This window comes from Bradyrhizobium sp. BRP22 (assembly GCF_020194175.1).
Taxonomy (GTDB): Bacteria; Pseudomonadota; Alphaproteobacteria; order Rhizobiales; family Xanthobacteraceae; genus Bradyrhizobium.
The window spans coordinates 44316-58594 of record NZ_JADYVX010000045.1 but is presented as its reverse complement, the minus strand read 5'-3'; the positions used below and the strand labels follow the sequence as shown (position 1 = coordinate 58594).

At 64.5% G+C, this 14279-nt stretch carries 11 protein-coding genes and 1 pseudogene; 10 read left to right on the top strand and 2 right to left on the bottom strand.

The genetic code is table 11. The features are described from left to right. Positions 1 to 128: 128 nt before the first annotated feature. A pseudogene (locus I6F35_RS35075) lies at positions 129 to 608 on the top strand (IS5/IS1182 family transposase); the annotation flags it as partial. Here the strand turns inward: I6F35_RS35075 and I6F35_RS35070 are convergent. After that, positions 595 to 1542 (bottom strand): LysR family transcriptional regulator, encoded by a 948-nt coding sequence (locus tag I6F35_RS35070; protein WP_225122200.1) that lies wholly within the window; start codon positions 1540 to 1542, stop codon positions 595 to 597. The pseudogene I6F35_RS35075 and the gene I6F35_RS35070 overlap by 14 nt on opposite strands. A 109-nt stretch (positions 1543 to 1651) precedes the next feature. On the opposite strand from I6F35_RS35070, the gene I6F35_RS35065 reads away from it, so the two are divergent. Genes I6F35_RS35065 through I6F35_RS35050 form a run of 4 tightly spaced genes read left to right on the top strand, consistent with a single transcriptional unit; the run spans position 1652 to position 6781 of the window. Then, positions 1652 to 3274 (top strand): FAD-dependent monooxygenase, encoded by a 1623-nt coding sequence (locus I6F35_RS35065; RefSeq protein ID WP_225122199.1) that lies wholly within the window; start codon positions 1652 to 1654, stop codon positions 3272 to 3274. 2 nt (positions 3275 to 3276) lie between these two features. Continuing rightward, complete coding sequence (locus I6F35_RS35060) at positions 3277 to 4122, top strand: alpha/beta hydrolase (RefSeq protein ID WP_225122198.1); 846 nt, start codon at positions 3277 to 3279, stop codon at positions 4120 to 4122. Continuing rightward, complete coding sequence (locus I6F35_RS35055; RefSeq protein WP_225122197.1) at positions 4085 to 5539, top strand: MFS transporter; 1455 nt, start codon at positions 4085 to 4087, stop codon at positions 5537 to 5539. The genes I6F35_RS35060 and I6F35_RS35055 overlap by 38 nt, the downstream gene beginning before the upstream one ends. A 42-nt stretch (positions 5540 to 5581) precedes the next feature. Beyond that, complete coding sequence (locus tag I6F35_RS35050; RefSeq protein ID WP_225122196.1) at positions 5582 to 6781, top strand: Xaa-Pro peptidase family protein; 1200 nt, start codon at positions 5582 to 5584, stop codon at positions 6779 to 6781. Positions 6782 to 7685: 904 nt separating this feature from the next. On the opposite strand, the gene I6F35_RS35045 is transcribed toward I6F35_RS35050, so the two are convergent. Next, positions 7686 to 8393: a GntR family transcriptional regulator gene (locus I6F35_RS35045; RefSeq protein ID WP_225122195.1), complete on the bottom strand. Its 708-nt coding sequence runs from the start codon at positions 8391 to 8393 to the stop codon at positions 7686 to 7688. A 272-nt stretch (positions 8394 to 8665) separates the two neighbouring features. Here I6F35_RS35045 and I6F35_RS35040 point away from each other — a divergent pair, with 272 nt between their 5' ends. Genes I6F35_RS35040 through I6F35_RS35020 form a run of 5 tightly spaced genes read left to right on the top strand, consistent with a single transcriptional unit; the run spans position 8666 to position 14264 of the window. Continuing rightward, a complete protein-coding gene (locus tag I6F35_RS35040) occupies positions 8666 to 9538 on the top strand; it encodes a branched-chain amino acid ABC transporter permease (protein ID WP_225122194.1) in 873 nt (290 codons plus the stop codon). A gap of 8 nt (positions 9539 to 9546) precedes the next feature. Next, positions 9547 to 11391, top strand: coding sequence for a branched-chain amino acid ABC transporter ATP-binding protein/permease (locus I6F35_RS35035; RefSeq protein WP_225122193.1), 1845 nt, complete (start codon positions 9547 to 9549; stop codon positions 11389 to 11391). A gap of 28 nt (positions 11392 to 11419) precedes the next feature. Beyond that, positions 11420 to 12571, top strand: a complete 1152-nt coding sequence (locus tag I6F35_RS35030) for an ABC transporter substrate-binding protein (protein ID WP_225122192.1) — start codon at positions 11420 to 11422, stop codon at positions 12569 to 12571. A 16-nt stretch (positions 12572 to 12587) separates the two neighbouring features. Then, the gene (locus tag I6F35_RS35025; protein WP_225122191.1) at positions 12588 to 13325 is read left to right on the top strand and encodes an ABC transporter ATP-binding protein; all 738 of its coding nucleotides are present in this window, start codon (positions 12588 to 12590) and stop codon (positions 13323 to 13325) included. Between the two features lie 51 nt (positions 13326 to 13376). Further along, complete coding sequence (locus I6F35_RS35020) at positions 13377 to 14264, top strand: dihydrodipicolinate synthase family protein (protein ID WP_225122190.1); 888 nt, start codon at positions 13377 to 13379, stop codon at positions 14262 to 14264. Positions 14265 to 14279 lie beyond the last annotated feature (15 nt).

The following is a 14279-nucleotide window of genomic DNA, read 5'->3' as shown; positions in this document are numbered from 1 at the left end:
AGGACAGAAGTGAGCGGATATCCATGATGGCTCGGGGCAACAGCCCCAAATTGAAGCCGGATAGATTGGCGCAAACCGCTTCATCCCTTTGTCGATTCCTCTTGCAACGCGGGCGTGGTCCATAGATCGGCGTCAAAGTCTCCGTCGCCACCACGATCGGTCACGCCAAGGGCGGCCAGTTCGTCACCCATGTGAAGGCGCTGCCCGGCAATCCCTATGACGGTCACACGCTGGCCAAAGTGATCCCGGACATCGAGGCGCTCATTGGCAACATCATTGCGCGCCTCCTCGCCGACAAGGGATATCGCGGCCACAACGCGCCGCCCGATTACAAGTTCAGGGTCTTCCTCTCCGGCCAGAAGCGAGGGGTGACGCCGAAGATCAGGCGCGAACTGCGTCGCAGGGCCGCTGTCGAACCCGTCATCGGCCATCTCAAGGCCGAGCACCGCATGGGCCGCAACTATCTCTGGTTCAGCCACGGCGACGCCGCCAACGCCGTCCTCGCCGCCGCCGGCTACAACTTCCGCCGCCTCATCCGCTGGCTCAGCCTTTTGCTGCGCCAGATCCTGATCGCACTCTTCCCTGGCCCGCTGATTAATCCGGCCTGAAATCAACGTTCTTCACGGACGACCAGATATTGGTCTTCCCGCCGCGCGCGCCACGGCTGGGTCGGATGATGCCGTCGCGGATCAAATCACCGCAAATCTCCTTCAAGAGCGCCATGGTCTCACGCGTGGCCCGGCTGACGGGACGTCCACGCGGCAAGGCCAGGATGCGGTTTGCATGCATCCAAGACAGCGGAACGGCCGAAAGCGCGCCGGCCGCGACCTCCCGATAGATTCCGGAATAGGGCATCAGCGCATAGCCGAGTCCCGAGGCCACCATGCGCTTCATGGAGATCGAGCTATCGACGCGCAATCGGCTCGCGACCTCCGGCGGGAATGGCGAGCGGCTCAGCGGCAGCACGGCGCGTGGCAGGGTCTTGAATTCGGCGCGAGTGAGCTTGCCGCGCTTAAGCAGGAGATCGCGCGGCGGACCGATCAGGTAGGTCTGCTCGACGACAAGCGTGTCGTAGTCAAGGTGATCGTTCGGCATCGGCGAGGTGAGGATGGCGAGATCGAGCTGGCCGCGCAGCAGCCGATCGCTGGCCAATTCGGTCAGTCCCTCACTGAGCTCCAGGCTCACGCGCGGAAGGCGTTCGACGACCAGCTGGGCGAGCGGCGGATAGAACACCTCACCGAGAGAAGGCGGCGCGCCGAGCCGCACGGTGCCGCTCGGCTCGCGGTTCTCGGTGCGCACCTCGGCCTTGATGTCGTCGACCAGGCCGAGCAGCCAGCGTCCGCGCTCGAGCAGCACCTTGCCGGACTCCGTAACTGCCACGCCGCGCGCGGTGCGGGTCAAGAGCGCGCCGCCGAGCTCGTGTTCCAGCTCCTTGATGTGCCGGCTGAGCGCGGATTGCGCGACGTTGACACTGCTTGCCGCTGCGCCAAAGCCGCCGCGCTCGGCCACGGCGATGAAGTAGCGGAGCTGGCGCAGGTCCATTGACGGCCTCCATCTCGAAACGAGATCGGAAGCATATCAAACATATTCTTGTGAGATGTCAAAAACGGCGCATCCTGCCGCCAACAAGACCAACGGGGAAGGAAAGGCCATGGGCACGTCTTCTGAGACGCCGCGCCGCGCATCCGTCATGATCGTCGGCGGTGGGCCGGTCGGGCTCGCGATGGGGCTTCTGCTCGATCGCTTCGGCATCGACGCCGTCATCATCGAGAAGAGCCCCACCACCACTGATCATCCGAAATCGCGCGGCTGCTGGGTGCGGACCATGGAGATTTTCCGCCAATGGGGCCTCGAGCAGGCGATCCGCGACCGCGGCCTGCAGGATTCCACGGACATGTTTGTGCAGGTCGAAAGCATCGCCGGCCGCGAGATCAGCCGTTCGCGTCCCGAGCCTAATCTCGGCCAGACGCCGGCCTGGAAATCGCTGGTCGCACAGGACGCGGTGGAGGAGGAGATCTACAAGGTCGTGAGCCGCTCCAAGCTGGTGGAGGTGCATTTCTCGACCGAGTTCATGGGCTTCGAGGAGGCGGGGGACAGCCTCGTCTGCGAGACCCGCTCGCTCGAAACCGGCCGCAGCGAGTTCTGGAACGCCAGATATCTCCTGGCTTGCGACGGCGCCGGCAGCCAGACTCGCCGCCGCGCCGGCATCGACATGGTGGGACCGGCGACCCTTGCGGTGATGCTCAACGAATATTGGCGCGCCGATCTGTCGCGCTTTCCGATTACGCGCGAAGCGGCCGGCTACCAGGTCTACAGCGAGAAGCCGGGCATGCCGCGGCGAGCCGGCATTCTCAACACCAACGGCCGCGACCGCTGGCTGTCGGTGATCCAGATCGGCGAGGAGAAGGACGAGCGGCCGCGGCCGTGGACCGATTCCGAGACGGTCGAGATCATCCGCACCCATGTCGGCGTGCCCGATCTCGACGTCACGCTGCTCAACCGCTCGATCTGGCGCATGAGCAAGCAGGTCGCGTCGCAGTTCAAGAAGAACCGCGTCTTCGTGGTCGGTGATGCCGCACATCGCTTCCCGCCGACCGGCGGCTTCGGCTTGAACTCCGGCGTGCAGGATGCGCACAACCTCGCCTGGAAGCTCGCTTACGTGCTGCGCGGCATCGCCTCCGAGAAGCTGCTCGATACCTACGACGTCGAGCGCCGGCCGGTGGCGCAATCCAACGCCGACTTCTCCTACGGCAACCTGATCCGCTTCCGCCGGCTCGACGATGCGGTGCACTCGCGCAATGAGGACCGCATTCGCTTCTGGGTCAATGATCTCGACAATCATCTGCACTCGATCGGCCAGGGGCTCGGTTTCTCCTATGACGAAGGCGCCGTCATTCCTGACGGCACGCCACGCGGCGGCCATCTCACGCGCTACTATTTCCCCTCGGACCGGCCCGGCGGCCGCTTCCCGCATCTGTGGCTCGACATGGCGCGGAAACGCTCCACGCTCGACTGGTTCGACAAGGAGTTCACGGTGGTCGCCGGCCCGCTCGGCGGCGCCTGGCTCGAGGCGGGCCGCGCCGTGTCGGAGAAGACAGGCATGCGGCTGAACCTGCAGCAGCTGCCGAATGCGCATTCCTCCGATGGGATCCAGATGGGCTCGCGCGGCGCCGTGCTGGTGCGGCCTGACGGCCATGTCGCCTGGCGCATCCCCTACATCCCGGAAAATCCCGCCCGCGAGCTCGCCGCCGCGCTGCAGACCGTGTTGCACTAGCCATGGAGCGGATAGAAGCCAACGGCATCTCGATCAGCTTCAAGCGCTCGGGCGAAGGCCCGCCGCTGGTGCTGCTGCACGGCGCGGAAGCCGATCATGCCATGTTCGATGCGTTTGCTGCGCAGCTCGCGCCGCATTTCACCGTCATCGCCTACGACCAGCGCGATTCCGGCGGCACGCGCAATCCGGGCACGCCCTATGGTTTTGGCGAGCTTGCCGACGATCTCGCCGCCCTCGTCGCCGCGCTCGGCCTGGCCCGCACCCATGTGTTCGGCACCTCCTTCGGCGGCGTCATCGCGCAAGTCGCGGCGGTCCGCCACCCCGCGCGCATCGACCGCCTGGTGCTCGCCTCGACGTTTCGCGCCGGTGTGTCGGTGGCGTCGATCAACCCGGAAGGTTTTCCCCGGTTTGCCGAGCTGCGGGCCAAGCTACCGGACTCGCTGTCGGCCTTCGCCGAATATTTCTTCCCGCCGGACTACAGCGCGAGCCATCCGCAGGCGCTCGGCATTTTCACCGGCAACAAGCGCGACGCCGGCCAGCGCGAGCGCCGCGGCGCGGTGCTGGCGCAGCCGATCGCGATATCGCTCGGCGACATCAAGGCGCCGACCCTGGTGCTGGCCGGCCGCGACGACCGGCTGATCCCGCCGGCGCACACGCTGTCGCTGGCGCGCGAGATTGCGGGGGCACGCACCGCGGTGATCGACGGCGTCGGCCATGTCGGCATCATCCAGGATCCGGCCGCGGTCGCGGCGCAGGTGATCGCCTTTCTACACGGCAAAAAAACACAACATATCGCGGAGGAGAACGACCATGGCGGAAGTCAGGGAGGATCTGGTCACAGCCTATGACCGGGCGCGGCTCGATGCGCGTTACTGGATCAACATCGCACTCGGCATCTCTACCAGCGTGTTCGACTATTTCGACTATTTCGTCGTCGGCTTCCTGGTCGCGGTGCTGGCTCCGCAATGGCAGTTGAGCTTCGGGCAGACCTCGCTGATCCTGCTCGCCGCAGGCGTCGGCGCCATCCTGGGATCGCTGGCCTGGGGCGCGCTCGCCGACCGCTTCGGGCGCAAGGCGCTGCTGGTGGCCGGCGTCACCCTGTGCGCGCTGAGTGCGGGCTCGGTCTCTTTCATCCCCGATGGCGCCTGGGTCGCCTTCGCCGTGCTCCGCTTCTTCGTCGGTTTCGGCGTCGGTGCCGCCGCTTCCGTCGCGGTGCCCCTGATCGTCGAGTATACGCCGACCCGGCATCGCACAGTGATCACCAGCGCCACTGTGATTCCGGTCTCGCTCGGCATCCTCGCAGCCTCGCTCTCGGCCGCGACGCTGCTGCACCAGATCGGCTGGCGCGGACTGGCCGCGCTGGTTTTCCTGCCGCTCGTGCCGGCGCTCCTGATCGCGCTGCTCATGCCGGAATCCGTGCGCTGGCTGGTGTCGCGCGGCCGCGATGCGGACGCGCGCCGCATCGTCGCGCGCGCTTTGCACGTTGCGCCCGAGGCGCTGCCGCCGGCGGTCGAAGGCGTCAGCCGCGCGCAAGGCGCGGGCTTCTCCGAGTTGCTCGCGGAGCGCCGGCGGTTCTGGCTGACGGTGATCGTCTGGTTCGGTGCCAGCACCGCCAATTACGGCGTGTTCCTGTGGGGGCCGACCATCGTGGCGTTGTTGACGGGCGTATCGCCGATTGAGGCCGCTCATTTGTTCGTGATCGTGTCGCTCACCGGCATGGTCGGGCGTGTCATCTTCTCGGTGCTGCCGCAATGGCTCGGGCGGCGGCGTTGCGGCGCGATCATGGGCTACGGCATTGCGTTGTCGCTCGGCGCTGCGGGTTTATTTTTCGACCGCATCCTGTTCGGCTATCCTGCCTTTGTCGTGCTGCTGGTCCCGGCTGCATTGTTGTTCGACGGCGGTTTCTCCAACATCGCGCCCTACTCAGCTGAGATATTCCCGGTTCGTCTGAGCGCGCGTGGCGTTGGCCTCGCTCAGGCGGCCAACGGAGTCGGCAAGATCGCAGGTCCGTTGTGTCTGGCGCTTATCGCGGGCACCTCGAACCTGATCACGCCGAAGGCCACCATCGACGCGGTGACGCCGGCGTTCCTGTTTCTGGCCGCCTGCGGTCTTGCGATCGGGCTTGCCTTCACGCTGCTCGGCATCGAAACCCATGGCCGGCCGTTGGCTTTGGATGCGCCGCAAGGCGATGAGACCGCGGGAACCGTGGTCGTCAGCCTCAGCGGCGAGCCGGAGAGCGTTGTGGCGCGGCCGACGCCGACCTAGCTTTCGCTTGAGGCTCCATCACAACAAACAAGGAAACGCATGATGCAAGAGAGCGTCCACACCCGAACGGCCTCCCGTGCCATCCCTTTCGAAACCGGCAAGCTTGACCGGCTGATGGAGGAGGCAGGCCTCGACCTGCTGCTCGTCACCTCCAAGCACAACGTGCAATACATGCTCGACATCGAGCGCGCGATCTTCTTCGACTACATGGATGCGCTCGGCGTCAGCCGCTATCTGCCCGTGGTCATCTATGCCAAGGGCGCGCCGGACAAGGCCGGCTATGTCGCCCATCGGATGGAGACCTATCAGCGCCAGCTGGAGCAGCCATGGCTCAAGGAGGTGCGTATCACCGGCAACGGCTCCGTCGATGCGATCGCAAGCGCGGTGGAGATGATCCGCAAGAGCGGCGTTGCCGCCAGGCGCATCGGCGTCGAAATGGCTTTCCTGCCGATGGATGCCGGCAACGCGCTGCGTGAGGCGTTTCCGGACAGCGAGATCAAGGATGCGCTGTTCGTGCTGGAGCGGCTGCGCGCGGTGAAGACGCCGGCGGAACTGGCCAAGCTGCGCAAGGCTTCCGATCTCGTGATCGCGTCCATGCTCGACGTTATCGCCCACCACGGCCCCGGTTCCACCAAGCGGCAGCTGTTCGACGCACTGAAGGTCGCGGAGGTCAAGCGCGGCTTGACGTTCGAATATTGCCTGCTGGCGGCAGGCGCGAGCCACAACCGGGCGCCGTCGGAGGAGCGCTGGGAGCAGGGCGACGTGCTCTCGCTCGATTCCGGCGGCAATTATCACGGCTACATCGGTGATCTCGCCCGCATGGCCGTGCTTGGCGATCCCGATCAGGAACTGAAGGATCTGCTCGCCGAGATCGAAGCTGTGCAGCGCGCGGCCTTTGCCGTGATCAAGCCCGGCGCCATGGGCGGGGCGATCTACACCGCCGCCGAACGCGCGCTGAAGGAGACGAGGCAGCACGACCACACCGAGTTCCTTGCCCATGGCATGGGCCTCGTCAGCCACGAGGCGCCGCGGCTGACCGCGACCGGCCCCGTTCGCTACGACGCCTATGATGCGGAGCGGCCGCTCGAGGCCGGCATGGTGATCTCGGTGGAAACCACGATGAAGCATCCGAAGCGCGGCTTCATCAAGCTCGAGGACACAGTGGCCGTGACCGCAACCGGGCACGACATCTTCGGCGAGGGCGGCCGCGGCTGGAATTTAGGTGGCACGGCGGTGCGGTAAGAACGCCGCTAGCGCGGCAGGTCCGCCGGATGACGGCAACGCAATCGAGCGCATGGTCGTGCGACGAATGCCCATTCGGCACGCGTTGAGGACAGCGGTGTGACCTGCAAGTCATTGATTGTGCTTAATCCGTAGATGCATCTTAATCGGCGGCTCTATCGGAAGCGCAGGGGCTCGCAATCTCTCTTCGCATTAGAACGCACGCAGCAGCCACGTTCCCCTGCGCTCTGGTGCGTGCCGAAGGAGCAGCTCTCCATTTGGAAATGCCTGCTAAGTAATTGATACTACAAGAGGCGAATTGCGCGAGTTTTTCCAAATGGGCATTGAAATCATGGAATAATCAAGCGGATTTTGATTCCGCCATTCCCATGTTCGGCCGGTGTCCCCCAGCCAAGACTGAAAGCGTTGTGCTTGTTACGATAACGACCGACGCATCGGGGCAGAGTATTGAGCGCATTTGGAAGCCGCCGCGGATGCTCCTCTTTCCAAGCGCATCTAGCGGTGTTGATTTCGAACCTAATCAGGTTGCGCTGGCACGATCACGTCCGATGTCTCAGCGAGCGCCGTTCTCGTTGCGAAAGACCGCAATGAAATCGCAACGAATTGGGTGAAACGACCGTGAACAAAACGGGACGGGATGGGTCACCACACCAAGAAAGATCAATAACTTAGAAGATACTCACTGCGTTCGGGACCCAGGTCGCTAGGCGATCAGATCGCAACTTGAACCGAATGTCGGTATCGGTGGTTGCGCCTCCCCGATTTGAACCTGCGGCGAGATCATCGGTCGAGGGCAGCGAGAAAGGGGAGGCCTTCTGTTCTGTAATTTGTAGGATGACATTGTCTTTGATTTGGGGCTGATGCGACAACGGCTGCTGTAGTTGTGGCAGCCAAGACTCCTGCGCTAAGCGAGAAGCATCGCCTCCAGGACCCGTTGCTTCGAGCTCTCAATATGGGCTGTGATGGCTGCGACGGCGGCCGTCTCATCGCGCTTTTTCAGCGCCTCGATGATGACGAGGTGCTCCTGCATGGCTGGCAGAACCCTTAGACGTACGACGCGATCCGCATCGATGCGGATCAACCGGACGTGCAAGCTGTTGACGCGATAGATCTCCGAAAGGATTTCGTTGCCCATCGCGTCGACCATACGGTCGTGCATGCCCCAGTCCACCGCCCGAGCATCAGCGTCGAGCGCTTCCCGGTCATGTGCGGCGTCGGCCCGCAGCAGAATGTCACGATGGGCGGCTTCGAGGGCGTCGAGTTCCTCGTCGGTGGCCGTCCTGGTGAAATGACGGACGGCTTCGCTCTCTATCATGCTGCGGACCTGGAAGGCATTGCGTACGAGCTTGAGGTCGACTGATGCGACTTGCAGGCCTCGCTTCGGCACGGTGACGATCAGGCGCGCCGCCTCAAGCCGCGGAATCATCTCGCGGACGGCACCGAGCGGTAGACCGAGCTGCTCGGTCAGTTCGCGCTGCGAGACGAACTGCCCCGGGCGGATCCGAGCGCTCATGATCTGCTCGCGGAAGCTCTCATAGGCGAGGAGCCGCTGCGAAACAGCGGGAGCCCTGAGCTTCTTCGTCTTTGTCGACGTTCGTTTGCCTGCGCTCAAGTCGGTATCCCCGATTCTGAGACAACACTACCGTCTCTCGCACCAAAGGAGGAGGGGAGGACTGATCTGTTACGCCTATACCGTGCCAAGCCCTCTTGGCAGGGGCGTTCGGTCGTGCTAGTGGCGTCTAACATGTTAGTGAGTGTGTACCACGTTGCCACGGCAACGTCGACCGCTGACTGAGGCGAAAGGGCCCGTGCCGGATTGGGCAAGGGGACAACGAGCCAGTGAGGAGGGGGGTCTCCCTTGCCGATCTGGAATAGGGAGATGAAATGCTCGGTCAGGTCATCGCGAGCGGTCTTGCTATGGGCTGCATCTACGCCCTGGTGGCGTTGGGCTATGCCTATGTCTGGAACACCATGGCGATCGTGAATTTCGCGGCGGGCGAGTTCCTGACTTTTGCCGCCTATATCTTCGTCGCAACCTTCACGATGAGCCTTGGCCTGCCGTTCTGGTCGTCGCTGCTCTTGACGGCGGCCGCGATGGCCGCACTCGGTGCCCTCTTCTCGCGCCTTGTCTTCGCCCGCCTGCAGCGCCAGCGGGCGCTCGTAGCGATCATCGCGACCGTCGGCTTTGGCATTTTCCTGAAGGAGATGGCGCGCATCATCTACGGGCCGGAGCCATTGCTCTATGTCAGCCCCTTCGGCGACGACATGCTCGATTTCGGCGGATTCCGCCTTTCGGTGCAGCAGCTACTGATCATGGTCGTGGTCGTCGTCGTCATGGCGGCTCAGTACTTCGTCCTGCGCTACAGCATGATCGGCAAGATCATGCGCGCCACGGCGCTCGACCGCGAGACCGCTGCCCTGATGGGTATCCCGGTCAATGCGGTGCTGGCCGGAACCTTCGCCTTTTCCGCCGTACTGGCCGCGCTTGCCGGCATCCTGCTGGCCCCGCTCTTCTACGTCACAACGGAGATGGGTTCGCTCGTCGGTCTCAAGGGCTTCGTGGCAATGATCATCGGCGGCTTCGGCAGCGTGCCGGGCGCGATCGTCGGCGGCGTTCTGCTTGGCGTCATCGAGAATGTCGGTGCCTTCGCCATCTCGTCCACCTACAAGGACGCGATCGCCTTCACCATGCTGCTCGTCTTCCTCGTGGTGCGCCCCGAAGGGCTCATCCCCGAGCGTAGCGCCGACCGCGCCTGAGGTTCGCGATGAGTTCCTTCCTGCGCCCTGCCGCCTGGCTTCTGATCGCAGCCGCGATCGTCGCGCCCATCGCGATGGGCATGAACACCTATTATCTCCACGTGCTGAACCTGGCGTGGATCTTCGCCATCGCAGCGCTGGGCCTCTCGGTCGCGACCGGCGTCGCCGGGCAGATCGTGCTCGGACAGGCCGCCCTCGTCGGAATCGGCGCGTACGCGACTGCGCTGCTGATGATGCGCCTGTCTCTGCCATGGTGGCTCGCGCTGCTGCTGGCGATGGTGCTGACCGGAGCGGTTGGCGCCGCGCTCGGACTGATCTCGACCCGCATCAAGGGCCACTACCTCGCCATCGTCACGCTCGCCCTGAACGAGATCTTCCGCATCGTCGCGGTCAACGAGGAAGCGCTGACCGGCGGCCCGATGGGGCTGCGCAATATCCCAACGCTGAGCATTCCCGGCCTCAGCGAGACGATCACCCAGCAGCTCTATTTGCCGCTCGCCGGCCTGATGTTTGTCAGCTACGCGCTGATGATCGTCTTCCATCGCTCTGCGCTTGGCCGCGAGTTGCGCGCTGTGCGCGACGACGAGATGGCGGCAGAAGCGATGGGCGTGAACTCCGTGCGGGCAAAGACTATCGCCTTCATGATCTGCAGCCTGTGGGGGGCGCTCTCCGGCGGTCTCTACGTGCTGCTGGTCGGCTTCGTCGCTCCCACCAACTTCACCATCGCCGAGAGCATCAAGATGATGCTGATGGTCGTGCTCGGCGGTCTCGGTTCAATTCCGGGCACGATGCTCGGCGCAATCGTCGTCACGATTCTGCCGGAGGCGCTGCGCGATCTGCAGACGTACTATATGGCTGCCTTCGGCGCCGCCGTGGTGATCATCATGCTGGTCTGGCCGAAAGGGCTCGGTGTCTTCAGCGACTGGCTATGGGGCAGCTTCCTGACGGGCCGGCGCGAACCCGAGCTGTCGGCTCCCGCCGGCCCGCTCAGCCTCGCCGCCGCGGCCGCAGCTGCGAGCTCCGCACTTGCCGCGGGTCCGGCCCTGCCGGAAACCGGCGGTCCGCTCATGCGCGTGCACAAGGTCTCGCGCACCTTTGGCGGTGTGCGGGCGTTGAACGACGTCTCCTTCGATGTGATCCGCGGTGAGATCCTCGGGCTGATCGGTCCGAACGGGTCCGGCAAGTCGACCATGATCAATGCCTGCTCCGGCGTGGTTCATGTCGACGGCTCGATCGAGCTGGAAGGGCATCCGCTACAGAATCATCCGGCCTGGGAGGTGCATGCCTACGGCGTCGCCCGCATCTTCCAGAACGTGCGGCTGTGGGAATCCATGACAGTTCTGGAGAACGTCATGGTCGCCTGGCGGCGGGTCCCCGGCCAGCCGAGCGGAGAGGCCGCGATCCGGGAGGCCTCGCTGGCCGCGCTTGAGCAGATGGGCGTGCGTCATCTGGCGATGCGCCAGGCAGGCGACCTCTCCTTCGGCCAGAGTCGCCTCGTCGAAATGGCCCGCGCCATCGTCGGGCGGCCCAAGGTGCTCCTCCTCGACGAGCCGGCGGCCGGCTTACGCGGCGGTCTCGTATTGGAGTTGTCGACGATCCTGCAGCGGTTGCGCGCGCAGGGCATGACGATCCTCGTGGTCGAGCATCGTATCAAGCTCGTCACCAGCATGTGCGACCGCGTCGTCGTGCTCAATCTGGGTGATCTCATTGCCGATGGCGCCCCCGCGGCGGTGATGGAATCGCCAGCCGTCATCGAGGCCTATCTTGGCGAGCGCGCCGACGCGGCCTCTCACGAGACGCGGGCACGCCGCATCCGGCGCCGCTCCGTCAATCATGCCGTGGCACCGGGTTGAACAAGACCAATCTTCAGGGAGGACTACCATGAACAGAAAAACGACAATGGACATGCGCAGCCTGCTGGCTTTGGCTGGTGTGAGCGCCGCGCTGGCGACGATGCCGCTGAATGGGGCTGCGGCTCAGGAACAACCGCTGATCGGCGTCTCGCTGCCGATGACGGGATCAAAGGCCCTCGTCGGCCGCAACTTCAAGCAAGGTGTCGAACTCGCCATCGCCGACATCAACGCCGCCGGCGGCGTGCTCGGCAAGCCGCTACAGGTCGTCTTCGAGGATGATCAGGGCGACAACACCAACGGCGCGATCAACGCCGTCAACAAGATCATGCAGGTACACAAGACGCCGGTGATGATCGGGCCGCACTATTCCGTGACGCAAATGGCGACCCAGAACGTCTACTGTAACGGCAAGATCGTCTCGCTCACTGGCGCAACCGGCGTGCCCGTCACCAACAGTGGCTGCAAATACGTCATCCGCACCCGCTCCAACGACGACATCCAGGCGAAAGCCATCATCGAATACGCCCAGAAGGAGCTGAACGCGGGTGATAAGACCGCCGTGTTCTACGCGAACGACGACTTTGGCAAGTCCGGTCAGGCGCGCGTCGTTGCCCAGATGGCCGCACTCGGCCTGAAGCCGTTGGCGGTCGAGAGCCACAACCCCAACGACAAGGACTACTCCGCTCAGCTCGCGAAGTTGAAGAACGCCGGCGCTGTCCTCGTCGTCCTGTGGGCCCATGACACCGACGCCGCACTGATCGTCAAGCAGGCCAAGCAGTTCGGGCTGCCCTTCCGCTTCGCCGGCGCGGTGCTCAGCGAGGACGCCTTCCTCAAGCTCGCCGGCAGCGGCGCGGAAGGCGCGATAAGCGCCTCATATTTCGTTCCGACCGATCCGAACCCGGCGGTGCAGACCTTCGTCAAGCGCTACGAGGAGCGCTTCAAGATGGCACCCGACGTATGGTCGGCGACCTATTACGACGCGACAGTGCTTGCGGCGAAGGCGATCAACGCCGCCGGCTCCGGCGATGTGGCCAAGATCCGTGAGGCGTTCGGTTCGGTGAAGTACGACGGCCTGCTCGCCTCCTATGGCTGCGACGACAAGGGCGACTGCAACCGGCAGGTCAACATCGTCGAGATCAAGGGCGGCCAGCCCGTGGTCCGCGCCGCAGTCCGCTACTGAGCGTCGGAGCGCCTCGATGCTGACGATCGCCCCATCCGAGCCGCCCGAGCTGGAACTGTCGCAAGTCGACGTGTTCTACGGGAAGGCGCAGATTCTCATCGACCTGTCCATTCATGTCGAACGCGGTGAGGTGGCGGCGATCATCGGCGCCAACGGCGCCGGGAAGTCGACGACGCTCAACCTGATCATCGGCAAGCTCAAGCCGTCGAAGGGGACCGTTACCTTCGCCGGCGAGCCGATCGCCGGCCGCGCGATCGACAAGGTCGTCGCCGGTGGCATCGCCTGTGTGCCGCAGCGCCGGCGCATCTTCAGCACGCTGACCGTGATGGAGAACCTCGAAGTCGGAGCCTATGTGCGCCGTCACGACAAGGGCGGGATCAGCGCCACCCTCGACGAGGTCTTCGAACTGTTCCCGGTCCTGAAACGCAAGGCGGCAGACATGGGGGGCGTGCTCTCGGGCGGCGAGCAGCAGGCGCTCGCCATCGGACGCGGGCTGATGGCCGGCCCGCGGCTACTCCTGCTCGACGAGCCCTCGATGGGCCTGTCGCCCAAGCTGACCACCGAGATGTTCGCGAGCATCCGCAAGATCGCCGAGGGCGGCCGCACGGTCGTGATCGTCGAGCAGAACGCCTACGCGGCCCTCGGCGTCGCCGACTACGGCTATGTGCTCGAGGGCGGGAGCATCGCGCTCGAGGGTCATGCCGACGAGTTGCTGCGCGACGACCACGTACGCGACGCCTATCTCGGCGCCTGATGCTGTTCCCCTTCACAACCCTCCCACCTAAGCAAAGGCAAGTACCACATCATGACGAAGTTTCACGGCATCATCCCGGCACTCACCACCCCCTTCGACGCGAAGGGCGATATCGACGAAGCCAAGTTCCGAAACCAGATCCGCTTTATGCTCGGCAAAGGGGTGCACGGCCTCTGCTTCGGCGGTTCGACCGGCGAGGGCCAGGCGCTGGAGCTCGGCGAGTTCCGCCGGCTTGGCGAAATCACCATGGAGGAAGTCGCGGGCCGCGTGCCGGTCGTCGCGGGCATCATCGCCAACTCGACGCGCGAGGTCATCAAGCGCGGCGAGCTGATCGCCGACCTCAAGGTCGACGCCTTGCAGGTGACGCCGGTCTTCTACGTTTTCCAGCCGGACGACGACTCGAATTTCGGGCACTTCAAGACCCTGACGGAGGTCCTGAAGACGCCTGTCCTGCTCTACAACGTCATTCCTTGGAACCTGCTTTCAACGCCGCTCGTGCTGCGCATCCTCAACGAGCTTCCGTGGGTCGTCGGCATCAAGCAGAGCCAAGGTCACATCACGCGAACCGCCGAGCTCGTCGCCAATGCGCCGAAGGACAAGGTCATCCTCGCCGCGGTCGACAATCTGCTCTATTCCTGCTTCCAGTTTGGCGCGCACGGCACGCTGGCCGCTTCGCCGACCGCAGCGCCCGGCCCCTGCGTGCGCCTCTGGAACGCCGTCAAAAAGAAGGACGACGAGACCGCGCTCGCCATCCACCACCGACTCGTCAACTTCTGGTCGGTGCTGCCGCACGGCAACCTGCCGGCCTGCGTCAAGTATTCGCTCCACCTGCAAGGCCTCGACTGCGGCATCTCCCGCCAGCCGATGCCGATGCCCGACGCTGCCACCCGCGCTGCCATCGAGCGCACACTTCCGGCGCTGCTCGAATACGACGTCTGATCGGGGCCGTTCGGG